Raw genomic sequence first — 22,631 nt, 5'->3', positions numbered from 1 at the left:
CGGGCTCCGGGCCATTCGGTTCGGTCGCGCATTGGCGGGTTGTGTGTCGGCCCGGTGAGCCGAGATGAGATTCTGGTGTCGATGACACAGGAGTATCCGAAAACCACCGCTCTGCCGGCTCAGGACGTCGGCCGGCTGTTGCTGCGTTGCGCGGACAGGCCCGGTCTGGTTTCGGCGATCAGCGGCTTCCTCACCGGTGCCGGCGCCAACATCGTGTCGCTGGATCAGCACTCCACCGAGCAGACCGGCGGCACCTTCATCCAGCGCACGATCTTCCATCTGCCCGGCCTGGCGGCGGTGCGCGACGAACTCGAGCGTGACTTCCGGCAACGGGTGGCCGAGCCGTTCGAGATGGACTTCCGTCTCACGGAGGCCTCCAAACCCAAGCGCGTGGCACTGATGGCCTCCCGCGAGGACCACTGTCTGCTGGATTTGTTGTGGCGCAACCGGCGCGGTGAGCTCGACATGTCGGTGGTCATGGTCATCTCGAACCATCCCGACCTCGCCGATCAGGTCCGCGCGTTCGGGGTGCCGTTCCTCTATGTCCCGGCGACCCGGGAGAACCGCGCCGAGGCTGAGCAACGGCTGCTGGAGTTGTTGCGTGACAACGTCGATCTGGTGGTGCTCGCGCGGTACATGCAGATCCTGACGCCCGATTTCCTCGATGCCGTGGGCTGCCCGCTGATCAACATCCACCACTCCTTCCTCCCGGCATTCATCGGTGCGGCGCCCTACCGCAGGGCCAAGGAGCGCGGGGTCAAGTTGGTCGGCGCGACAGCGCATTACGTGACCGGTGACCTCGACGAAGGGCCGATCATCGAGCAGGACGTGGTGCGGGTGGACCACCGCCATTCGGTCGGTGACCTACGGCGCCTGGGTGCCGATGTCGAACGCCTGGTGTTGTCGCGGGCGGTGCTGTGGCACTGTGAGGACCGCGTAATCCGGTTCGGGAATCAGACCGTGGTCTTCTGACCACGCGTCGGGAGGAGTGAGCGTGAAAATCTTCAATGGTCTTGACGAGTTCGTGGCGGCAGCGGGCAGCGAGCTCGGCCCGACGGACTGGATGGAGATCACCCAGGAGCGGGTGAATCTGTTCGCCGACGCGACCGACGACCATCAGTGGATTCACGTCGATCCGGAGCGGGCGGCCGGTGGACCGTTCGGCGGCGCCATCGCGCACGGCCTGCTGACTCTGTCGTTGCTGCCGCACTTCACCCATCAGCTGTACCGCGTCGACAATGTGAAGTTGGCGGTCAACTACGGCTACAACAAGGTTCGGTTCATCACGCCGGTGCGGGTCGGGGCCAACGTGCGGGCACGTGCGGCGATCTCCGACGTCGCACAGCTCGACGGCGCGGTGCAGGCCACCATGACGGTGACGGTCGAGATCGAGGGCTCCGAGAAGCCCGCTGCGGTCGCCGAGTCGATCGTCCGCTTCATCGGCTGAGTTACTGCCGCTGACATTTCCTCGCCGAGCAGACGCTGCCGTACCCGCCAACTCGCTATTTCGGGTACATAAGCGTCTGCTCGTGGCGTTTCTGACAGTTGTCAGAATTCATTGACGCCCGTCAAAGGCCGCTGCTAGTGTTCTGCATCACAATGTGAAGGAGCACTGTCTTGCAGCGTTCACTGCCGCGGACCGCGATCATCGGCTCGGGTATCAGCGGGCTCACCGCCGGAAAGATGCTCAAGGACTATCGGGTCCCGTACACCACGTTCGAGACGTCGGACCGCATCGGTGGAAACTGGGCCTTCGGCAATCCGAACGGCCACAGCAGCGCGTACCGCTCGCTGCACATCGACACCAGCAAGCATCGGTTGTCGTTCAAGGATTTTCCGATCCCCGAGCACTTCCCGTCGTTTCCGCACCACTCCGACATCAAGGCCTATCTGGACGCCTATGCGAATGCCTTCGGGCTGTTGGAGAACATCGAGTTCGGCAACGGGGTGGTGCACGCGAAACGGGTCGACGGGGGCGGCTGGGAGATCGAGGATCAGGCCGGCGCCCGCCGCGAGTTCGATCTGCTCGTCGTCGCCAACGGCCACCACTGGGACCCCCGACTGCCGGAGTTCCCCGGAACCTTCACCGGTGAGCAGATCCACTCGCACCACTACATCGACCCGAAAGAACCACTCGAGCTGACCGGCAAACGGATCCTGGTGGTGGGCATCGGGAACAGTGCCGCCGACATCACCGTCGAGTTGTCGTCCAAATCGCTGCAGAACCAGGTGACGTTGTCCACCCGGTCGAGCGCCTGGATCGTGCCGAAATACATTGCGGGACAACCGGGTGACAAATACTTCCGCACCAATCCCTACCTGCCGTTGTCGTGGCAGCGCAAGATGGTCCAGTTGATCGGGCCGATGCTCGGCACCGATCCGACCGTGTACGGGCTGCCGGCCCCGAACCACAAGCTGTTCGAAGCGCACCCGACCCAGTCGGTCGAGTTGCCGTTACGACTCGGGTCCGGCGATGTCGTTCCGAAGCCGAACGTTTCCCGTTTGGACGGTGACACTGTGCACTTCGAGGACGGGACCAGCGACGTCTTCGACGTGATCGTGTACGCGACGGGCTACAACATCACCTTCCCCTTCTTCGACCCCGACGTCGTCGATGCGCCCGGCAACCACATCCGCCTCTACAAGCGGATGTTCAAACCGGGTATCGATGATCTGGTGTTCATGGGTTTCGCCCAGGCGATTCCGACGTTGTTCCCGTTCGTCGAGTGCCAGTCGCGACTGCTCGCGGCCTACGCGGTCGGCCGTTACGCCCTACCGTCGGCGACCGAGATGGAGCGGGTGATCGACGCCGATCAGCAACTGCACGGCGGACACTGCACGGACCGGCCCCGACACACCCAGCAGGTGGACTACTTCTACTACGAGCACGATATCCGGGTGCGCGAACTACCCGCGGGCGCCAAGCGTGCGGCAGATGGTGCCGGCGTGACCGCGGGGGCGATCGCATGACCTACACCGAGCTGACGTTCCACTCGGCCGGTGACCGGTGCAGTGCGTGGCACTTCCAGGCTGCCGGCGACGGCTTCGCCGGACCGGAGGGCCGCCCGGTCGTGGTGATGGCGCACGGCTTCGGCGGCACCAAGGACTCCGGGCTGCAGCCCTTCGCGGAACGCTTCAGTGCCGCCGGCCTGGATGCGGTGGCCTTCGATTACCGGGGCTTCGGCGCCTCTGAAGGGCAACCGCGGCAGAGTGTTTCGGTCGAACGTCAGATGGCGGATTACGGCGCGGCCATCGCGGCCGCCCAACGACTGCCGGGTGTGGACCGTCGGCGGGTCGTGCTGTGGGGGTCGTCGTTCTCGGGCAGCCACGTGCTGCGGGTGGCCGCGCAGTGCACTGATGTGGCTGCGGTGATCGGCATGACTCCGTTGACCAGCGGGCTGGCTGCCAGCCGCGCGGCCGTGGCGCACCGCGACGTCGCGTCGGCATTGCGCTGGACCGTGGCCGGCGTGAAGAGTCGCGTGGCCGTGGCAGCGGGCCGGCAGCCGACGCTGATGCCGCTGGCGGCCAAGCCAGGGGAGGCGGGAGCGCTCGCGCTCGACGGGGCCTATGAAAGCTACCGTGCGATCGCCGGGCCGACGTGGCGCAACGAGGTCGATTCGGCCATCGGCATGGAGCTGGTGCAGATCCGCACCGGTGCTGCGGCCAAGGCGCTGAAATGCCCTGTGCTGATTCAGATCGCGGACTTCGACCGGTTCGTGCCGGCCAACTCGGTGATGAAGACGGCCGTCCAGGCCAGGGCCCAGGTCCATCATTATCCGTGCGACCACTTCGACGTGTGGTCGGGGCACGACTGGTTCGACACCGCCGCCGAGGATCAGCTGAGCTTCCTGAACCGGACACTGCGTTCGGCTTGATGCCGTCCGGCGAGCAGACATAAAACTGCCCAATTTCGTTGCCAAATGGGCGGTTTTTGTCTGCTCGCGGGGAGAAGTTACGTGCGGTACAGCGCCGCGACGTCGCCCGGCCGCACCTTGAGGGCGGCATTGCGGGGGAGTGCATCGACCACCGCCACGGCCACCGGCACGTGATGGCTGGGCAGTTCCTCGCGCACCAGGTCCTTCAGCTCGGCCTCGGTGGGTGCCGCCGCATCCCGCCGTAGCTCGACCGCGGCGAACGGAACCGCGCCCAGGCGAGCATCCGGAACTCCCACGACGCAGGCGTCGAGCACACTGGGATGTGAGATCAGAACCCGCCGAACCGTTTCGGGCAGGATCTTGAAGCCGCCGCGGTTGATGGCGCCGTCGCCGCGCCCGTGCAGCGTGACGAACCCGTCCTCGTCCATCGACGCCAGGTCGGTGGTGCGTATCCAGTCCCGCCCGATGACGGCGACGGCGGCTTCGAGCACACCGACGGTCCCGGCAGGCACTTCGGCGGCGGTGTCGGGGTCGACGATGCGGACGCGCACGCCGGGCAGCGGTCGCCCGACGCTGTCTGGTTTGTCCGCGCCGTAACGGCGATGCAGCTCAGGTGTCCAGCTGCACACCGATCCGGCGAATTCGGTTGCCCCGTAGGCCCACAACAAGGGGATCCCGTAACGCCCTTCGAACTCCGCCCGCAATTCCGGCTCCAACGGCCCGGAACCGCCCGAGAGTCCCTCCAACGACGCCAGGTCCTCGCGCGGAACGTCGGCCTGAAGCAGCATGCGCAGGATCGCGGGCTGCACACCCGCGCGGGTGATTTGGTAGGTCTTGATCGCGTCGACCCATTCGGGGACGCTGAACTTCTCCAGCAACACCATGCGCTTACCGGCGCACGGCGCGGCCAGCAACTGGCAGACTCCGATGCTGCCGAACGGCCAGTACACCAACGCCGGCGGGGTGTCCGCTCCGACCACTTCGGTACCCGCACCGATCGTCATGCTCAGGACGGTGTGCTCAAGCACGTTGGTGGCGACCGGTATTCGCTTGGGCGGACCGGTGGTGCCACTGGTCAGGATGTGCAGGCCGGACTTTTCCAGCGTCGGGTCGTGTCGGCTGCCGGGCTGCCGCATCGCCGTCACACCGACGCGGAGCGGATCGCCGGACAGCACGAGCCCGGCCGAGCCCGACGAGGCCACCGCGCCATGCAACTCCGGTGTCCAGTCATCGACATCGGCGAGAACCGCCGGCAGCGCCAATCTCTCGACGTCCCGCGCGATCGCCGTGGCGGACTGGTAGGAGTAGATCATCACCACCGGGCGTCGCGTCGCGATGAACCCGAGGATCGTCGCCGCGTGGGCAATCCGGTTACGCACGACGATGCCGACCGGTTCGCCCGGCAGCACTCGGGCCTCGTCCAATGCTGCCGAGATCTGTTCGATGAACTGCGTGATCTCATTGCCCGAGTACCACTTTCGGGCGAATTCGATGAACGGCCGGTCACCGTACGCCTTCAGCCCGGTGGCCAGCCTGTCGGCGAAGTCCGTGCTTGTCGGGCTGGACATGTCGGCCTAGAACTGGGTGGAGCCCAGATCGACGGCGACTCGGCTGGCCGTGACATACCGTGACTCGTCGCTTGCAAGCCAGATTGCCGCGTCGGCGATGTCCTCAGGTTCGGCGATGTAGTCCGGCAGGAACGGGGTCACCATCTGCATCAGGCCGGGGTTGGTGTCGTTGGCCCGGTTGAGCGCGGCCAGCATGTCGCCGGTGCCCATCGGAGTGTTGACCGCACCTGGATGCAGGCTGTTCACCCGGATCTTGTGCTTGCCCAACTCGGCGGCGAACGCCCGGGCCATACCCGCGACGGCGTGCTTGCTGGCGGTGTAGTGCACCATGAACGGCTGCATCTTGATCCCGGCAGCGGAGCTGATCAGGATGATCGACCCGCCGCGGCCGCCGTCGATGATGTGCTGGGCACCGGCCATCACGGTGTTCCAGGTGCCGGTGACGTTGATGTCCATGACGTCCCGGAAGGATTCGGGGGTGGTCTCGTTCCACGGCTCGGGCACCGTGATGCCCGCATTGGCGACGATGACATCGAGGCGGCCGAACTCGGCGACACCCTTACCGACGATGGTGCGCAGCGCGTCGTGATCGCGGGTGTCGGCGGCGGTGGCGATGATCCGCTTGCCGGTGGCCTCGACCAGGCGCACGGTTTCGGCCAGATCCTCGGGAGTCGCCGAGTCATAGGGCACGCTCGGGGGCAGCGGCGCGGCGATGTCGACCGCGATGATGTCGGCGCCCTCGTTGGCCATCCGGATCGCATGCGCGCGTCCCTGTCCGCGGGCAGCTCCGGTGATGAAGGCGACCTTTCCGGCGAGCCTCTCGGTCATGGATTCTCCTTGTGGGTGTGTGGTTTCAGAGCTGGCGTTGGGCGGCCTTGACCAGGCCGCCGCCGATGATGAGTCGCTGGATCTCGCTGGTGCCTTCATACAGGCGCAGCAGCCGGACCTCGCGGTAGATGCGCTCGACCGGGACCTCGCGCATGTAGCCGGTGCCGCCGTGGATCTGCACCGCGAGATCGGCGACGTTACCTGCCATTTCGGTGCAGAAGAGCTTGGCCGCCGAGGGCGCGATGCGGCGGTCCTCGCCGGACACCCACTTGGCGGCGGCGTCGCGCACCAAAGCGCGTCCGGCCATCACGCCCGTCTGCTGGTCGGCGATCATCGCCTGCACCAACTGGAAGCTGCCGATCGGCTGGCCACCCTGGGTGGCCGCGGCGGCGTAGGCCACTGACTCGTCGAGTGCACGTTGAGCGGACCCGACCGCGAGCGCCGCGATGTGGACCCGGCCGCGGGCGAGGGAGGTCATCGCGGCGCGGTAGCCGACGTCTTCGCTACCGCCGACGAGTGCACTGTTCGGCACCCGAACGCCGGTGAAGTTGACGTCTGCGGTCCAGGCACCCTCCTGGCCCATCTTGGCGTCCTTGGCTCCGACTTCGACGCCGGCAGCGTCGGCCGGCACGAGAAAGACAGCGATACCTGCTCCGTTTTCGTCGGCGGGGCGGGTGCGAGCGAACACGACGAACAGGTTCGCGGTGGGCGCGTTGGTGATGAACCGCTTCTGGCCGTCGATCACCCAGTCGTCGCCGTCACGAACGGCCTTGGTGCGCAAGCCCGCCGGGTTGGATCCGGCGCCGGGCTCGGTCAGGGCGAACGAGGCGACGACGTCGCCGGAGGCGATGCCCTCCAGCCACCGGGTCTTCTGCTCATCGGTGCCGAACCCCACCAGCACCTGGCCGGCGATGCCGTTGTTGGTGCCGAACATCGACCGCAATGCCAGCGACGTGTAGCCGAATTCCATTGCCAGTTCGACATCTTGGGCCAGGTTCAGGCCGAGGCCACCCCATTGCTGGGGGATCGCGTAACCGAACAACCCCATGTTCTTGGCCTGCTCGCGCAGGTCGTCGGGTACCTGGTCGGTGGCCAGGATCTCGTTCTCGCGGGGCACCACGGCGGAGCGGATGAAGCTGCGGGTCTGCGCCAGGATCTCGGCGAAGTCCTCGTCGCTGACTTCGGAAGTGGCCGCGGTCGTGGTCACAGGTGAGCTCCATTTCGTCGCGCGGAATCCGCGGGGGCGATGAATCTCCAATATCGTATATGAAATATGATCTGGGCCAGACAGAGCCCCCGCGATCGAAAGTTAGGTGATCAGGTGTCGTTGCTGACCGGTCAGACTGCAGTGGTGACAGGCGGTGCCCAGGGTCTGGGCCTGGCCATCGCGAAACGCTTCATCGGCGAGGGCGCCCGGGTGGTCCTCGGTGACGTCAACCTGGAAGCCACCGAGGCGGCCGCCCAGGAACTCGGCGGCCCCGAGGTGGCGACCGCAGTGCGTTGTGACGTGACCTCGGGTGCTGAGGTCGAGGCTCTCGTGCAGGCCGCCGTCGAGCGGTTCGGCGGGCTGGACATCATGGTCAACAACGCCGGCATCACGCGCGACGCGACGCTGCGCAAGATGACCGAGGAGCAGTTCGACCAGGTCATCGCCGTGCACCTGAAGGGCACCTGGAACGGCACCAAGTCGGCCGCGGCGATCATGCGCGAGAACAAGCGCGGCGCGATCGTGAACATGTCCTCGATCTCGGGCAAGGTCGGCCTGGTCGGCCAGACCAACTATTCGGCCGCCAAGGCAGGAATCGTCGGGATGACCAAGGCGTCGGCCAAGGAGCTCGCGCACCTCGGTGTCCGCGTCAACGCCATCCAGCCCGGGTTGATCCGGTCGGCGATGACCGAGGCCATGCCGCAACGGATCTGGGATCAGAAGCTGGCCGAGATCCCGATGGGTCGCGCCGGGGAACCCGACGAAGTGGCCAAGGTTGCGCTGTTCTTGGCCAGCGATCTGTCGTCGTACATGACGGGCACCGTGCTCGAGGTGACCGGGGGTCGGCACGTATGACCCGCGACGCGGTCATCTGCGAACCGGTCCGCACCCCGATCGGCCGCTACGGCGGCATGTATGCGTCCCTTACCGCCGTGGAACTCGGTGTCGCCGCACTCAAGGGTCTGCTGGAGCGCACCGGTGTGGCACCCGAGCAGGTGCAGGACGTGATTCTCGGCCACTGCTATCCCAACAGTGAGGCGCCGGCCATCGGACGCGTGGTGGCGCTCGACGCCGGCCTGCCGGTGACGGTTCCCGGTATGCAGGTCGACCGCCGCTGTGGCTCCGGGCTGCAGGCCGTGATCCAGGCCTGCCTACAGGTGCGCAGCGGAGACAACGACCTGGTGGTCGCGGGCGGTGCCGAGAGCATGAGCAACGTCGCGTTCTACTCCACCGATATGCGGTGGGGCGGGGCCCGCAGCGGCGTCCAGATTCACGACGGGCTCGCGCGCGGACGTACGACTGCCGGCGGGCAGTTCTACCCGGTGCCGGGCGGAATGCTGGAGACCGCCGAGAACCTGCGTCGTGAATACGGCATCACCCGCACCGAGCAGGACGAACTCGCGGTGCGCTCGCATCGCAGCGCCGTGGCGGCCCAGGAATCCGGCGTTCTGGCCGAGGAGATCATTCCCGTGACGGTCCGCTCACGTAAGGGCGACAGCGTCATCGACACCGATGAGCATCCGCGTGCCGACACCACGGTCGAGGCCCTGGCCAAGCTCAAACCCGTTCTGCTCAAGCAGGATCCGGAGTCGACTGTGACCGCGGGCAACTCCAGCGGCCAGAATGATGCCGCGTCCATGTGTATCGTGACCACCCCGGAGAAGGCTGCCGAGCTCGGTCTGCGGCCACTCGTGCGCATGGTGTCGTGGGGTTCTGCGGGCGTCGCGCCCAATGTCATGGGCATCGGCCCGGTCCCGGCCACCGAGGCGGCCCTGGCCAAGGCCGACCTGCAGTTGAGCGACATCGATCTCATTGAACTGAACGAGGCGTTCGCCGCCCAGGCGCTGGCCGTGATGAAGGAGTGGAAGTTCGGCGAGGCCGACTTCGAGCGCACCAACGTCCGGGGATCCGGTATCTCGCTGGGACACCCGGTCGGCGCGACCGGCGGGCGGATGCTCGCCACGCTGGCCCGGGAACTGGATCGGCGTCAGGCCCGCTACGGCCTGGAGACCATGTGCATCGGCGGCGGCCAAGGGCTGGCCGCTGTGTTCGAGAGGGTGGCATCGTGACCAGACTTGCCCAGACCCTGGGACTTACCGAGTTCCAGACCGAGATCGTCTCGACCGTGCGGCAATTCGTCGACAAAGAGGTCATTCCTACTGCCCAGGAGTTGGAACACTCCGACACCTATCCGCAGGCCATCGTCGACCAGATGAAGGACATGGGCCTGTTCGGGCTGATGATTCCCGAGGAGTACGGCGGGCTCGGGGAATCGCTACTCACCTACGCGTTGTGCGTCGAGGAACTTGCCCGCGGCTGGATGAGCGTGTCCGGGGTGATCAACACCCACTTCATCGTCGCGTACATGATCCGCCAGCACGGAACCGACGCCCAGAAGCAGAACTTCCTGCCGCGGATGGCCACCGGCGAGACTCGCGGGGCGTTCTCGATGTCCGAGCCCGAACTCGGCTCGGACGTGGCGGCCATCCGGACCCGGGCCAAGAAGAACGACGACGGCACGTACACGATCGACGGTCAGAAGATGTGGCTGACCAACGGCGGTAGTTCCACCCTGGTGGCCGCGCTGGTGCGCACCGACGAGGGTGCCGACAAGCCGCACCGCAACTTGACGGCCTTCCTGGTCGAAAAGCCCACCGGCTTCGGTGAAGTGGTTCCGGGACTGACCATCCCGGGCAAGCTCGACAAGCTCGGCTACAAGGGGATCGACACCACCGAGCTGGTCTTCGACGGTTATCGGGCCAGTGCCGACGACGTTCTCGGCGGCGTCACCGGGCAGGGTTTCTTCCAGATGATGGACGGGGTCGAGGTCGGTCGCGTGAATGTGTCGGCGCGTGCCTGCGGTGTGGGGATCCGTGCGTTCGAGCTGGCGGTGCGCTACGCGCAGCAGCGGGAGACCTTCGGCAAGCCGATCGCCGAGCACCAGGCGGTGGCGTTCCAATTGGCCGAGATGGCAACCAAAGTCGAGGCCGCACATCTGATGATGGTCAACGCCGCCCGGCTCAAGGACTCTGGTGAACGCAACGACGTGGCCGCCGGTATGGCCAAGTACCTCGCCAGTGAGTTCTGTTCGGAGGTCACCCAGCAGAGCTTCCGGATCCACGGCGGGTATGGATATTCCAAGGAATACGAGATCGAGCGGCTCATGCGTGACGCGCCGTTCCTGTTGATCGGTGAGGGCACCAGCGAGATCCAGAAGAACATCATCAGCAAGCGGCTGCTCTCCGACTATCGGGTCTGAACCGTGTCCATACCCGATTTCGCTGCGCGCCCACAGCTGGCCGAGGATGTGGCCCGGCTGATTCGACGGCGGATCTTCGACGGCACGTACCCGGCGGGGAACTACATCCGGCTCGAACAGCTCGCAGCCGAGCTGGGGATCAGCGTGACGCCGGTGCGCGAGGCGTTGTTCGGCCTGCGCACCGAGGGGCTGCTGAAGCAGCAGCCCCGGCGTGGGTTCCTGGTGCTGCCGGTCACCCGTCGGGACATCGACGACGTGGCCGGGGTGCAGGCCCACATCGGCGGGCAGTTGGCGGCACGCGCCGCTGGGCAGATCACCGACGGTCAACTCGGCGAGCTCGACCGGATCCAGCGGGAGCTGGAGGTTGCCTACACGGACAACGATCATGAGGCGGCGGTCCGGCTCAACCACGCGTTCCATCGTGGCGTCAACCGGGCAGCCGAGTCGCCCAAGCTGGCGCAGCTGATGTCCCAGATCACCCGGTATGCACTGGAATCGGTTTATCCGACGGTCGAGGGTTGGCCCGAGCAGTCCACTCATGACCACCGCCGGATCCTGGCCGCGCTCAAGGCGCGCGACGGGGATGCGGCCCGCGACGCCATGGCCGAGCACCTGTGTGCGGCCTCCAGGCCGTTGAGCGATCACCTCGACCGGTTGGGCGTGCTCGAGTAGAGGTGAATTTTGACCCGAAGGAAGGTGAGCGAGGATGTCAGGGGTTCTCGACGGGATACGGGTGCTCGACTACGGCCGGTTCATCGCCGCGCCGTGGTGCAGCGCGATCCTGGCCGACATGGGCGCGGATGTGCTGCGGGTGGAGAAACGTGAAGGCGGGGAAGACCGTTGGGTCCAGGCCGTCACCGAGGGCGGTGAGGGCGGCACGTTCCTGCAGTGCAACCGCAACAAGCGGTCGTTGACGCTCGACTCCACCACGGCCGAGGGCGCCGAGATCACCCGACGTCTGGTGGCGCAGGCCGACATCGTGATCGCCAACATGCCTGCGGCCGGGATGCGGGCCAGCGGACTGGATTACGAGACACTCAAAGCGGTCAAACCCGACATCATCCTGGCCAGCGCCACCGCCTACGGCGAGGGCGGCCCGTACAGCGACAAGATCGGTTTCGACGGGGCCGGGCAGGTGATGTCGGGTGCGGTCTACCGGCAGGGCCTGCCCGATCTGCCGATCCGAACGGTGGTGCCCTACGCGGATTTCGGGACCGCGCTGACCTTGGCGATCGGCGTCATGATGGCGCTGTATCACCGTGACAAGACAGGGGAGGGACAGCACGTCGAGGGCGCCCTACTACCGACCGCACTGATGCTGTCGAACGCGTTCTTGATCGAGCGCGAACTACTGCAGGTCGACAAGCCCAGGATGGGCAACAAGGGGGCGTCGGTCGCGCCGTGCGACCTGTATCGCACCGCTGACGATCAATGGGTCCTGCTACAGGTCGCGGGACAGCCCATGTTCAAACGCTGGTGCCGGCTCGTGGGGCGCGAGGAACTGTTCGACGATCCACGTTTCGCCAACGACGACATCCGCTGGGTCAACGGTGACATCCTCAACGACATCATGTCCGACTGGTGCGCCGACAAGACCAAGGCGCAGGTGCTGGAGCTGCTGGAGAAGGCGAAAATGCCTGCTGCCCCGTTGCATTCCACCCAGGATGTCCTCGATGACCCGCATGTGCAGGCCATGGGCTACCTGCAGCGGATGCCGTTCCCCGGGGCCTCCCGGGACGTGCCGATCATCGAAACCCCGTTCCGGATGTCGGCGACGCCCGGCACGATCCGCCGGCGCGCCCCGCTGCTGGGCGAGCACACCGACGAGGTACTGGGCGAGATCGGTTACGACGCAACGCAGATCGTGGAACTCCGGGCGAACGCGATCGTCTAGCGCAGCAGTTCGCGCGCCTCGGGGCTTCCGTTCAGTGCGCGTGTGGTGCGGCGCTCGATCTGCCACCGGCCGTCGATGCGACGCAGCGTGAAGTGGTTCGCACCGGCGCGCGCGACGATCCACTTTCCGTCGCGGTGCACCACCAGCAGTGATTCGCACACCGCCTCCGCGGTATTGCCGTCGACGGTGACCCGAGCCGGACCGAGAAAGTGACAGGCACCTCGGGAGATGAGCGTTTGATGCGCATCCGAGTTCACCATGGCGGCCACGTCGGCGCGGCTGCGCATCTGCCAGCCCTCGACGTCGTAGCTGCCGTCCTCGCTCCATAGCGCCGCGACGTCGTCGGCGGCACCGGCGTCGACGAGGGGACCGTAGGAGGCGATCAGCTGCGTCACCTCGACCTGGTCGGTCAGCTCCTGCAGGCGTCGCTCCAGGTCGTGCAGCCGGGATTCAAAGGGATCAGTCATAGTTCGGTGCCGATCGTGTGCAGGGCTTCGAGCTGATCGCAGAAATGCTCTGCGCTTCGGGCCTGCAGTGTGCAGTTGGCGATCGTGGCACCGACGTCGCGCAACCGACTCAGCCGAGCGTGGGTGGTGTTCGGATCGCCTTGCGGGTCCAGCGGCACCCCCGGGGACAGCACGACATCGAAACCTTCCGGCGGCCGCCGCTGCGCGAGGAACTCGGCAATTGCATCCGGCGGCAATCCGAAAGGCATCCATCCGTTGCCCAACTCGACGGCTCGACGCAGCGAGCGTTTGGTGCGACCACCCACCCAGACCGTGAGATCGGTGCTGGTGGCGTGCGGTTCGATGGCGAACCCGTCGACCACCGGCTGTCCCCATGCGGCGCGCAGCCTGGCGATGTCACGGTCGGCCGCGGTCCCACGCCCTTCCCATGGGGCGCCGAGCAACTCGAACTCCTCGGTGAGCGATCCGACCCCGACGCCGAGGACGACGCGCCCACCGCTGAGCCGGTCGAGAGTCCCGTAGCTCTTGGCCAGCGCGACCGGGTGGTGGTACGGAAGTACCACAACGGCGGTGACCAGTCGGATCCGTCGAGTCCTGGCGGCCAGGAAGGACAGGGTGGCCAGCGGGTCCCAGTACACCTTCCCGCGCACCGCCGCGGCTGAGGCCGGGATGCCGGTGTGCTCGGCACAGGTGATGTGGTGAAACCCCAGAGCCTCTGCTTTCTCGGCGATCAAAGACAACTCGTCGGGGCCGGCGGTGGTTTCCCACGGGGAGAACTCGCCGGGGTGCTGCATCACGACGGGCGTGGAGAGTCCGAGCTTCACCGTGCGGACCTCTCTGTTGAACCCATCAGCTGCCGCATCATCTTGTCGGTACGCAGGATGGCAGCGGCGCGGTCCGGATCATTGTGGGCATGAGCGACTTTCGCATGTTGCGACACGACGTGCACGGGGCCCCGGCCGAGCGCGGCGAGACCTTCGGCGGCGACGTCGTCAGGCTCGGACACCACCATGCCGGGGATGTCGAAGTTGAGCCCGACCCGGTCCATCGCCGGGGTGCGGGTCACCCCCAGCACGAGCTCGAGCACGTCGACGTCGTCGTCCCGTAATTCCAGCCACAGGCTTTCGGCGAAGATCCTGCCGAAGGCCTTGACGCCGCCATACACCGTGTGCCGGTTCGAGCCGAGGTATCCGGCCATCGATCCGACGAGCAGGATGCCCCCGCGGCGACGGCTGCGCATCGCCGCCCCGAAATGATGGACCAGGGCCAGCGGGGTGGTGATATTCAGGTCGATGACCCGCTGAAACGCGGCGAGGTCACCGTCGAGAAACCGTGCGCTGTGGGTGTTCGCGCCCGCATTGTGGACCAGCAGGCCCACCTCGACGTCCCCAACCGTTTCTGCCACGGCGTCAGCCGAGGACGGCTCCGCGAGATCAGTACTCAGGGTGCGGACCTCGACGCCGTGGGCGCGGCAGAGTACGGCGCACTCTTCCAGCGGCCCGGACTTGCGGGCGACCAGCAGCAGGTTCACTCCTGCCGCGGCGAGCCGGAGCGCGAAGGACCTTCCGACCCCTTCCGAGCCGCCGGTGATGACGGCCCACGGGCCATACTTCTGAGCATCGAACGCCGTCGCGCCGAGTTGGGAGCCTTCTTCGATCACCAGTCTGTTGTAGCATCAGTGCGTACTGATTTCTAGAAGCAATTCTAGTTTTACGAGGAGTTCGCCCGGATGGCGCGCATCGGAACACCCCGGAAACCCGGGCAGGCGTCGACACCCCGCCAGCAGGCGCGTAACGCCGCGATTCTTGGGGCGGCGGACCGGTTGGGGGCGCTGCACGGACTCGAGCGAGTGCAGATGTCCGACATCGCCGCCGAGGCCGGCGTTGCTCTCGGCACGCTCTATCGCTATTACCCGACCAAGCACCACCTCTATGCCGCATCGCTCAACGCGTCCATTCGATCGATGCCGGAATCCGATGGCATTCCGGACGATCCGGTGGCGGCGATATGCGACTTCCTGGGCGATGCCGCCGAGCGGTTGCTGGCGCGGCCGCCGTTGGCCAGGGCAATGCTGGTCTCCATCAACGCTATTCGGTCCTCCGCCGATACGCCTGCCGATCTGTCCATGCGGGAACGGATCCTGGCGGTGGCAGGGATTGCCGAACCGACTGCCGAGGATCATCGACTGACCAGGATGGTCGAGCAGTGCATGTACGGCATCCTGACCTGGGCCACCGCAGGGCAACTCGACACGGACAGTGCGGTCGCCGATGTGCGGTACGCGTGCCGACTGCTGCTGGCCCCGTGGAACCAGCGGCGACGACGTTAGTCCGGAGTCGCGATTTCGGTTCGTGCCCGGATTTTCGCGAAACTCACCGTGGCGATGACGGCCAGGTCATCATCTGGCATTGCGCGGATCTCGACTTGCACCACCATGGACCGTTTGCCGTCGTGAACAATTCGAGCCACCGCTCTGGCGGCGCCGTCGGTGACCGGCCGTAGGTAACGCAGGTTGAGGTCCGACGTCACGACACTGTGACCTGGTGGCAGTCGCCGCATTGCCAACTTCCCGGCTGCGGTGTCGACGAGGGTGGCCAGCAGCCCGCCCTGTAGGCCACCGTTAGTGTTGATCACGTGCGGGGCTACCGGGAGATCGACTACCGCCTCGTCGTCCGCGCCGGCGGCATCGCGGTAACCGATCAGCTGGAATAGTTCGAAGATGTCAGCGGTCATCGTCGGATACCCTCCCTCAGCATGGCGCGGAGTGCGGCATAGTCGACCTTCCCCGTGGCTCCGTGCGGCACTGCGTCTTCGTCGGCCGGCAGCAGCCACAGCGTGGGCACCTTGAACGGACTCAGTACCTCGCGCGCGGCGATGCGCAGCGCATCCGCCGCGAGGCCGTCGCCGACGAGTACTGCCCCGACCCGATTGGTCTGACCATCGGGAACATTCACGACATGGGCGGCGCGGACTCCGGGAAGAGACCGAAGCGCTCGCTGCACTTCGCTCGGATACACCGTGGCGCCACTGACTTTGAACATGTCATCGGAGCGGCCGCGGTAGAACAGGAACCCGTCGCGATCGAGGTAGCCCAGATCGCCGGTGGGGTAGTAGCCGTCCGGGGTGAAGACTTCCTCGCGACTGCGTCGGCAGATTCCACGCATGACGTGCCGCCCACGGATCTGGATCTCACCGGTGACGCCCGTGGGCTGGGTTGTGCCGGTGGCGGTGTCGACGATGCGAATGTCCATTCCCGGGAACGGTTTACCACAGCTGCCCCACGCGGAACGGGGCATGTCGGCATCGGCCGGATAACCACAGTAGGGTCCGAACGATTCCGTCATCCCGAGCAGCGACGCCCGCGCGCCGGGCTCAGCACGCAGGTGCACCGGGAGCAGGGCCTCCAGGCTTCCGGGTCGTAGCGTCGAGAGGTCGGCGCTCGTGGGATGACGTGCTAGGGATTCGGCCTGCCCGGGCCATCCGCGGAACAACGTAACCTGCTCACGCTGAAGGAGTTCCAGGGTGGATTCGGGGTCGGGAATTGGCTCGGTCACCAGGGTGGCCCCGGCCACCAGCGCCGAAAGGATGCCGGCGCCGAAGCCACCGACCCAGAAGAACGGCATCGGCAGGTAGAGGCGGGTCTCGGCGGTGATGCACCGGGCGCCGAGACCGGAACGGGTCGCAGCCAAGGCGTTTGCATGGGAGTGGACGACGCCTTTCGGTGCGCCACTGCTGCCCGAGGTGAACATGACAACCAGCGGGTCGCTGGGCCGTACGGGCGGCAACGGTGCGGTGCCGGTGAAAGCGAGGACGTCCTCCGGGGTCCAGGTCTCGCGCAGCGACGGCACCGGACCGTGCGGGTAACGGCGACCGCGGAATTGTTCGACGGCGATCAGGTACTGCACGGAGGCGGTCCGCAACTGGGCTGTGAGTTCCCGGTCGGTCAGCAGTGTGCTCAGGGGCACGAGGATTGCCCCGATTCTGGTGATCGCCAGGGCAATCCGTGCCCAGTCGGCGCAGTTGGGCATGATCAGACCGACTCGTGTTCCCTTGTTGACCCCGGCCAACATCAACCCGGCCGCGAGCTCTCGGGTACCGGCGTCGAGTTCGGCGTAACTGATGCGGGTGTCCGGATCGATCACCATGGGATCGGTGGACGGCGCATGGTGACGCAGCAGCGCATCGACGGTGTCCGGCAGCAGCGAGTCAGGCATCGAACAGCCTCACCAATGCCGGCATGTCGACCTTGCCGCTCGACAGCGTGGGCAGCTCGGCGGGCGGGCAGACGGCGAATTTCCGCGGGATCTTGTACGCCGACAACATGTCGCGTAGCGCCTGACGTATCGCGTCGAAGTCGACCGGAGTTTCGGTGACGATCACGGCGGCGACGGTCTGGCCGCGCACCGCGTCGGGAAGACCGAGCACATGCGCGCTGAACCCCAGTGCCGCGAGGGCTTTTTCCACCTCTCCGGGTGTCACATTGGCACCCGACGTCTTGATCATCGAGCCTGCGCGACCGAGGAAGTAGAAGTATCCGTCCCGATCCACGCGCACCAGGTCCCCGGTGTGGAACCAGCCGTCGGGGTCGAAACAGTCCTCTCTGCTGCGTCCGTAGTAGCCCTGCATCACGTGAGGGCCGCGGATGCACAGTTCACCCGTCTGCAGCAGCTTGGTCTCGAACCCCGGCGCCGGCCTGCCATAGCTGCCGCGCCGGTGCTCGGGTTGATCGGTCTCGTCACCGTCGAGCAGCACGACGCTGCCAGATTCCGTCATACCGAGCATGTTGTGGCGCAGCTCGGTATCCCGCGGCCGAACATCGGGCGCCATGATCGGGTAGAGGTTGCCGCGACGGGCCGTGAAGCGCCGGCCGGGGTAGCTCGGGTGGTGCGTGAGATGTGCGATCCCGGCGACGAAACCATTGGTCACAGTGGGTCTCTCGGCCTCGATGAGGTCGAGGGTGAGCGCCGGGTCGGTGGCGTTCGAGCAGATCAGGGTGGCACCGGCGGACACGGCGGCCAGCAGGCCGAACGCGAAACCTCCGATCCAGAAGAACGGTGAATTGCAGAAGAGCCGATCAGAGCTCATCAGCCCACGGATCGTGTTGAGGTTGCGTTGATGGCCCATCAGCGATGCGTGCGTATGCACGGCCCCTTTCGGCGGGCCGGTCGAGCCTGAGGTGTAGACGATGGCCAGCGGGTGGCAGCCGTCGACGTCGTCTTCGAACTCGGCCAGTGCCGGAACGTCGGCGTGGGGCATCTCGAACAACACGTGGCGCAGGCACGGGCCGTCGATACCGGAAAGCCGTTGCGCATAGTCGTGATTGCGGTAGGAGCGTGCCGACATCAGGATCGTGGTATCGCTGTCGCGCAGTTGGGTCTTCAGCTCGGCTGCGGTGAGAAACGTGGAGTACGGCACCACGACGGCGCCGATTCGCGCCGCGGCCAGCATGGCCACCACGAAGTCGACGCCGTTCGGATAGAGCAGCCCGACATGTGTGCCCTTGCCGACCCCCAGCTGGATCAGGCCACGAGCCACCGAGGCCGAACGGCTCTCGGCGGCTGCGTAGCTGATCCGGCTGTCGTCGCAGATCAGCAGGGGATGATCGCCTCGGTCGCGCAGTCCGGCGAGCAGACCGGCCAGCGTGTCAGCCACCGGTGGCGAAGTGCTCGCGGACGGCACCCAGGTCGGCCTTGCCCGACGGCGTACGCGGGATGGTGTCCACGATCGCGATCCTGGTGGGGATCTCGTACCGCGCCAGCCGACCCTGCAGATAATCGGTGAGTTCGGTCGAGGGCGCAGGCATGCGTAACTCCACCATGGCCACCGGTGCCTCACCCAGGCGCTCATCAGGAATGCCGATCACCGCCGCGCCGCGCACCGCGGGGTGGCTCTCCAGGGCGGTGCGCACGTCGTCGGGCATCACCTTGAATCCACCGCGGATGATGGCCTGGTCGGCGCGGCCGAGTATCCAGACGAATCCGTCGGCATCGATGCGGGCCAGGTCGGTGGTCCGTATCCAGTCCGCGTCGGCGTCGAACTGCGCCGGTTTGACCTCCAACAGCCCCTTCTCATCGGATCCCAGCGGGTTGCCGTCCGCGTCGACGACGCGCAGCCGGGCACCCGGATTGGCGCGGCCGACACTGCCCCGCTTGTCTTTCCAGTGTTTCTGGTGATCGGCCAGCGTCCAGCTCGCCACCCCGCCACCGAACTCGGTCGCGGCGTACGAGGTCAGCACCGGGATGCCGAACTTCTCGGTGAACGCATCGGCATCGTCGGCCGACAGTGGGGCGGTGCCGGAGGTGACCGCGCGGATGCCGGCGAGGTCGTTGCGGGTGAGATCGGAGTGCAGCACCATGCGCAGTGCGGCCGGCACCAGTGACACCGCTCGCGGCTGGTGCTCCCGCACGGCGTCGACCCAGCGCTGGAGCTCGAACTTGGGCAGCAGCACGAAGGGCCGTGCCTCGGCGATACACAACAGGACCCGGAACACGCCGCCGACGTGGACCAGAGGTGAGTTGACGATGGCCACTCCACGTCGCAGTTCGGTTGGCGCCGGAGAGTTTTCGGGTTCGCGGCCGATGACGCTGCGGGCGAGCATGTCGTACGTCAGGTCCACGCGTTTGGGCGGGCCGGTGGTGCCGCTGGTCAACATCCACACCGCCACCCCTGGGCGCCCGGCGTCGTGCGCCGGATCCGGGGCGGTAACCACCTCCGGCGCGGTATCGAGATCGCGAATCGTCACGGTCGTCGTCGCGGAGGAGGGTGAAGCCAGCGCGGCGATGTCCTCGGCCAGGCCGACGAGTACCGGCAGGTTGAGTGTCTCGATGTCGGCCCGGGTGCGCTCGTCGCCGCGGGAAGGATTGATCACCACGACGGTGCCGCCGTAGGCCAGCACCCCGAGTAGCGCTGCCACGTGGGCAGGTTGGTTGCGCAGGAGGATGCCGACGCGCGTGCCGGCTGTCGATGCACCGATACGCCGCGTAAGCGTCGCGACCTGCCCCCAGGTGGACCACTGGCCGTCGTACTGGATGGCCGGTGCGGCCGGATCGAGATCGAGTACCGCGTCGATGCGCCGTGAAAGCGGGTGGGCCATCAGCGGATCCGGGGCTGTGTCTTGGGCAGGGGACGTTCGGCCAACTCGGCCTTGGCGATCGGATTGCCCAGTCGCGTGTAGATGAGGCCCTGGTCCATCGCGGCACGGTACGGCTTGTCCAGGGACTCCCAGATGGCCTTCACCGTGCCCTGGGTGGCGGTCGGCGGTTTCGCCGCGATCGTTGCGGCGATCTCGTGTGCGCGGTCCCACAGCTGATCTCTGGCCACCACTTCGGTGACCAGGCCGATGCGCAGAGCCGTCTCGGCGCTTACCCGTTCGTCGTTGCCCATCAACGCCATCCGCAAGGTATCGCCGAGGCCGACCCGGCGCATCAGGCCGATCGGCTCCAGCGCCGAGACCAGTCCGGCGCTGACATGGGAATCGAAGAAGGTGGCCTCCTGGGAGCAGATCACGATGTCGGCCTCGTTGACGAAGTACAGCGCCCCGGCGGTGCACATGCCCTGCACCGCGCAGACCACCGGCTTCCACATCTTCTGCCACTTGGGGCTCAGCAGTTCACCGGGATCCTCGTGGTTCCAGACGATCTCGGGCTGTCCGTAGGTTGATTTCACGTCCAGCCCGGCGCTGAACGCCCGGTCGCCGGCCGCCCGTAGCACCACCGCGTTGATGCCCTCGTCGTCCTTGATTGCATGCCAGGCGTCGCGCATGTCATTGCACATGGCCCGGTTGAACGAGTTCAGCGCGTCGGGGCGGTTCAGCGTGACCGTGGCCACCCGGGATTCGTGGTCGAAGTCGAGGAGCAGCGTCTCCATTGCCTGTTACCGCGCCTGCCAGTTGGGCTTGCGCTTCTCGACGAAGGCTCGCGGTCCTTCGAGCGCATCTTCGGTGCGGACCACCCGCTCGCGGAACGTCTCGGCCAGGATCTCTCCTTCGTGCAGGGGCAGATCCAGGGTCTTGTGAATGGCCAGTCGGGTTCCGCGAACCGCCAGTGGGGCATTGAGACACACGGTGTCGGCGATCTCGTGGGCCCGTTCCAGCAGTTTGTCGTGCTCGACGATCTCGGTGATCAACCCGAGTTCGTACGCGCGCTCGACGGTCATGCGCTCGTGCTTGCCCATCAGCGCCATCCGCAGCGCCACCGATCGGGGGAGTGCCCGCGCCAGGCGCACCATTTCGCGGGCGGCCACCAGACCGATGCTGACGTGCGGGTCGAAGAACGTCGCCTTGTCCGAGGCGATCACGATGTCACCGGTGGTGACCCAGTCCAGTCCGGCGCCGCAGCAGATTCCGTTGATCGCCACCACGACCGGCTTGGCCATGGTGCGAAACGGCGGGGTGCCCTCCTGCGGCGCCTCCCACTGTTCGTACGTGGACAGGTAGGGCCGCTCGTTGACGACCTTTCCGTCGCCGGGGATCTCCTTGACGTCGGCGCCGGTGCAGAAGGCCCGGCCGGCGGCGGTGACGATCATCAGCCAGACGTTGTCGTCGTTCTCGGCTTCGTCGTAGGCAGCCCGCAATTCGGTGATCATGTGCGGCGACAGCGCATTGAGCGCGTCGGGCCGATTCAGGGTGATGGTGGCCTTGTGGCCGTCCACCTCGTATTTGATGGTCTCGTAATCTGTCATCGATTCCTCTTATCGCCCGGTGAAGTCGGGATCGCGGTGTTCCCGGAACGCGGCCAGGCCTTCTTTGAAATCGCCTGTACGGCAGGAGAGTTCCAGGTTGGACAATTCTTGGTTCATGGACTGGGTCAGGGTGGCGTGCTGGCCGTAGGCGATGGCCTGCTTGGCCAGTCCGATCGCAACGGTCGGCCCGGCGGCCAGGCGGGCCACCAAGGAGTCGACTGCCGTATCCAACTCGTCGGCGGGCATCGCGCTGTGGATCAGTCCCCAGTCGGCGGCCTGCGAACCGGTGACCTTCTCGCCGAGCAGCAGCATCCGCTTGGCCCGGGCCACCCCCGCCAGTCGTGGCAGCAGCCAGGTCGCCCCGGAATCGGGGGTGAATCCCCGGTTCATGAACGGTTCCCAGAACGTCGCCCCGGTGTCGGCGATGGTGAAGTCGGCGGCGAGGGCCAGGTTGCAACCCAATCCGACCGCCCAGCCCCGCACGGCGCACACCACCGGTAGCTGGATGGTGGACACCAGCTCGATGATCCGGTGCGCGGTGTGCGGGATCCGCCGGACCAGGTCACCGGTACGGGGCCGCTCTCCGGTGCTGTTGGTGGCGACCCAGTCGGCTCCGGCGCAGAAGTTCTCCGCGGCGCCGGTGATGGCGACGGCGCGCAGCGAGTCGTCGTGGGCGGCTGCCGACAGGGTCGCGACCAGATCGTCGATCATCTGATGGCTCAACGAGTTACGCCGCTCCGGGCGGTCGAGCGTGATGCGCAGGATGGCGTCCGCGCGGGACGTGGTCACCGAACCGTCAGTCACCTGGAATCCAGCCTTTCCGAATCCATACAGTTGCCCATACAGTAGGCGAT

23 protein-coding genes are annotated in these 22,631 nt (G+C 66.5%); 10 read left to right on the top strand and 13 right to left on the bottom strand.

The features are described 5' to 3' along the window. Positions 1 to 81: 81 nt before the first annotated feature. The 4 genes from purU to AB0876_RS28290 all read left to right on the top strand — a co-directional run bounded on the left by purU (position 82) and on the right by AB0876_RS28290 (position 3,875). Complete coding sequence (gene purU / locus AB0876_RS28305; protein ID WP_491838433.1) at positions 82 to 972, top strand: formyltetrahydrofolate deformylase; 891 nt, start codon at positions 82 to 84, stop codon at positions 970 to 972. Between the two features lie 22 nt (positions 973 to 994). Continuing rightward, positions 995 to 1,447: a MaoC family dehydratase gene (locus AB0876_RS28300; RefSeq protein WP_491838434.1), complete on the top strand. Its 453-nt coding sequence runs from the start codon at positions 995 to 997 to the stop codon at positions 1,445 to 1,447. A gap of 170 nt (positions 1,448 to 1,617) precedes the next feature. Continuing rightward, positions 1,618 to 2,970, top strand: coding sequence for a flavin-containing monooxygenase (locus AB0876_RS28295; protein ID WP_526043521.1), 1,353 nt, complete (start codon positions 1,618 to 1,620; stop codon positions 2,968 to 2,970). Beyond that, the gene (locus tag AB0876_RS28290) at positions 2,967 to 3,875 is read left to right on the top strand and encodes an alpha/beta hydrolase (protein ID WP_526043520.1); all 909 of its coding nucleotides are present in this window, start codon (positions 2,967 to 2,969) and stop codon (positions 3,873 to 3,875) included. Before AB0876_RS28295 ends, AB0876_RS28290 begins: the two co-directional genes overlap by 4 nt. Before the next feature lie 77 nt (positions 3,876 to 3,952). Here AB0876_RS28290 and AB0876_RS28285 read toward each other — a convergent pair whose 3' ends face one another. From AB0876_RS28285 to AB0876_RS28275, 3 genes are read right to left on the bottom strand one after another with little or no spacing between them, the layout of a single operon-like run. Continuing rightward, complete coding sequence (locus tag AB0876_RS28285) at positions 3,953 to 5,443, bottom strand: class I adenylate-forming enzyme family protein (protein ID WP_491838437.1); 1,491 nt, start codon at positions 5,441 to 5,443, stop codon at positions 3,953 to 3,955. Positions 5,444 to 5,449: 6 nt separating this feature from the next. Beyond that, positions 5,450 to 6,271, bottom strand: coding sequence for a mycofactocin-coupled SDR family oxidoreductase (locus AB0876_RS28280; protein WP_055112423.1), 822 nt, complete (start codon positions 6,269 to 6,271; stop codon positions 5,450 to 5,452). A 25-nt stretch (positions 6,272 to 6,296) separates the two neighbouring features. Then, the gene (locus tag AB0876_RS28275; RefSeq protein WP_491838438.1) at positions 6,297 to 7,478 is read right to left on the bottom strand and encodes an acyl-CoA dehydrogenase family protein; all 1,182 of its coding nucleotides are present in this window, start codon (positions 7,476 to 7,478) and stop codon (positions 6,297 to 6,299) included. Positions 7,479 to 7,544: 66 nt separating this feature from the next. On the opposite strand from AB0876_RS28275, the gene fabG reads away from it, so the two are divergent. Genes fabG through AB0876_RS28250 form a run of 5 tightly spaced genes read left to right on the top strand, consistent with a single transcriptional unit; the run spans position 7,545 to position 12,631 of the window. Continuing rightward, complete coding sequence (gene fabG / locus AB0876_RS28270; RefSeq protein ID WP_064886168.1) at positions 7,545 to 8,333, top strand: 3-oxoacyl-ACP reductase FabG; 789 nt, start codon at positions 7,545 to 7,547, stop codon at positions 8,331 to 8,333. Next, positions 8,330 to 9,547 (top strand): thiolase family protein, encoded by a 1,218-nt coding sequence (locus AB0876_RS28265; RefSeq protein ID WP_526043519.1) that lies wholly within the window; start codon positions 8,330 to 8,332, stop codon positions 9,545 to 9,547. The genes fabG and AB0876_RS28265 overlap by 4 nt, the downstream gene beginning before the upstream one ends. Then, the gene (locus tag AB0876_RS28260) at positions 9,544 to 10,737 is read left to right on the top strand and encodes an acyl-CoA dehydrogenase family protein (RefSeq protein WP_491838440.1); all 1,194 of its coding nucleotides are present in this window, start codon (positions 9,544 to 9,546) and stop codon (positions 10,735 to 10,737) included. Before AB0876_RS28265 ends, AB0876_RS28260 begins: the two co-directional genes overlap by 4 nt. Positions 10,738 to 10,740: 3 nt before the next feature. After that, positions 10,741 to 11,409 carry a GntR family transcriptional regulator gene (locus AB0876_RS28255; RefSeq protein WP_491838441.1) on the top strand — a complete coding sequence of 223 codons (669 nt, stop codon included), beginning with the start codon at positions 10,741 to 10,743 and terminating at the stop codon, positions 11,407 to 11,409. Between the two features lie 34 nt (positions 11,410 to 11,443). Beyond that, positions 11,444 to 12,631 carry a CaiB/BaiF CoA transferase family protein gene (locus AB0876_RS28250; RefSeq protein WP_526043518.1) on the top strand — a complete coding sequence of 396 codons (1,188 nt, stop codon included), beginning with the start codon at positions 11,444 to 11,446 and terminating at the stop codon, positions 12,629 to 12,631. Here the strand turns inward: AB0876_RS28250 and AB0876_RS28245 are convergent. The 3 genes from AB0876_RS28245 to AB0876_RS28235 are packed head-to-tail and all read right to left on the bottom strand — an operon-like array spanning position 12,628 to position 14,758. Beyond that, entirely contained in the window at positions 12,628 to 13,098 is a 471-nt protein-coding gene (locus AB0876_RS28245; RefSeq protein ID WP_526043517.1) for a nuclear transport factor 2 family protein, read from the bottom strand. The two genes, AB0876_RS28250 and AB0876_RS28245, sit on opposite strands and share 4 nt — an antisense overlap. Continuing rightward, positions 13,095 to 13,922, bottom strand: a complete 828-nt coding sequence (locus tag AB0876_RS28240) for a TIGR03619 family F420-dependent LLM class oxidoreductase (RefSeq protein ID WP_526043516.1) — start codon at positions 13,920 to 13,922, stop codon at positions 13,095 to 13,097. Before AB0876_RS28240 ends, AB0876_RS28245 begins: the two co-directional genes overlap by 4 nt. Next, a complete protein-coding gene (locus AB0876_RS28235; protein ID WP_526043515.1) occupies positions 13,919 to 14,758 on the bottom strand; it encodes an SDR family NAD(P)-dependent oxidoreductase in 840 nt (279 codons plus the stop codon). The genes AB0876_RS28240 and AB0876_RS28235 overlap by 4 nt, the downstream gene beginning before the upstream one ends. 69 nt (positions 14,759 to 14,827) lie before the next feature. Here AB0876_RS28235 and AB0876_RS28230 point away from each other — a divergent pair, with 69 nt between their 5' ends. Further along, on the top strand, positions 14,828 to 15,427 hold the full coding sequence (locus AB0876_RS28230; protein ID WP_491838446.1) for a TetR/AcrR family transcriptional regulator: 600 nt from the start codon (positions 14,828 to 14,830) through the stop codon (positions 15,425 to 15,427). On the opposite strand, the gene AB0876_RS28225 is transcribed toward AB0876_RS28230, so the two are convergent. From AB0876_RS28225 to AB0876_RS28195, 7 genes are read right to left on the bottom strand one after another with little or no spacing between them, the layout of a single operon-like run. Beyond that, positions 15,424 to 15,831, bottom strand: a complete 408-nt coding sequence (locus AB0876_RS28225; protein ID WP_491838447.1) for a PaaI family thioesterase — start codon at positions 15,829 to 15,831, stop codon at positions 15,424 to 15,426. The genes AB0876_RS28230 and AB0876_RS28225 overlap by 4 nt on opposite strands. Then, the gene (locus AB0876_RS28220; RefSeq protein WP_526043514.1) at positions 15,828 to 17,312 is read right to left on the bottom strand and encodes a class I adenylate-forming enzyme family protein; all 1,485 of its coding nucleotides are present in this window, start codon (positions 17,310 to 17,312) and stop codon (positions 15,828 to 15,830) included. The genes AB0876_RS28225 and AB0876_RS28220 overlap by 4 nt, the downstream gene beginning before the upstream one ends. Further along, positions 17,305 to 18,750 carry a class I adenylate-forming enzyme family protein gene (locus AB0876_RS28215; RefSeq protein WP_526043513.1) on the bottom strand — a complete coding sequence of 482 codons (1,446 nt, stop codon included), beginning with the start codon at positions 18,748 to 18,750 and terminating at the stop codon, positions 17,305 to 17,307. Before AB0876_RS28215 ends, AB0876_RS28220 begins: the two co-directional genes overlap by 8 nt. Beyond that, positions 18,743 to 20,191, bottom strand: a complete 1,449-nt coding sequence (locus tag AB0876_RS28210) for a class I adenylate-forming enzyme family protein (RefSeq protein ID WP_526043512.1) — start codon at positions 20,189 to 20,191, stop codon at positions 18,743 to 18,745. Before AB0876_RS28210 ends, AB0876_RS28215 begins: the two co-directional genes overlap by 8 nt. Further along, positions 20,191 to 20,964, bottom strand: a complete 774-nt coding sequence (locus tag AB0876_RS28205; RefSeq protein WP_526043511.1) for an enoyl-CoA hydratase/isomerase family protein — start codon at positions 20,962 to 20,964, stop codon at positions 20,191 to 20,193. The genes AB0876_RS28210 and AB0876_RS28205 overlap by 1 nt, the downstream gene beginning before the upstream one ends. A gap of 6 nt (positions 20,965 to 20,970) precedes the next feature. Beyond that, positions 20,971 to 21,777: an enoyl-CoA hydratase/isomerase family protein gene (locus AB0876_RS28200; RefSeq protein WP_526043510.1), complete on the bottom strand. Its 807-nt coding sequence runs from the start codon at positions 21,775 to 21,777 to the stop codon at positions 20,971 to 20,973. Between the two features lie 9 nt (positions 21,778 to 21,786). After that, positions 21,787 to 22,581, bottom strand: a complete 795-nt coding sequence (locus AB0876_RS28195) for an enoyl-CoA hydratase/isomerase family protein (RefSeq protein ID WP_526043509.1) — start codon at positions 22,579 to 22,581, stop codon at positions 21,787 to 21,789. Positions 22,582 to 22,631 lie beyond the last annotated feature (50 nt).

It is taken from the genome of Mycobacterium sp. NPDC049093 (assembly GCF_040704635.1).
Classification (GTDB): Bacteria; Actinomycetota; Actinomycetes; order Mycobacteriales; family Mycobacteriaceae; genus Mycobacterium.
Note: the sequence above shows the minus strand (reverse complement) of the source record. Positions and strands in the feature narration are given on the sequence as shown.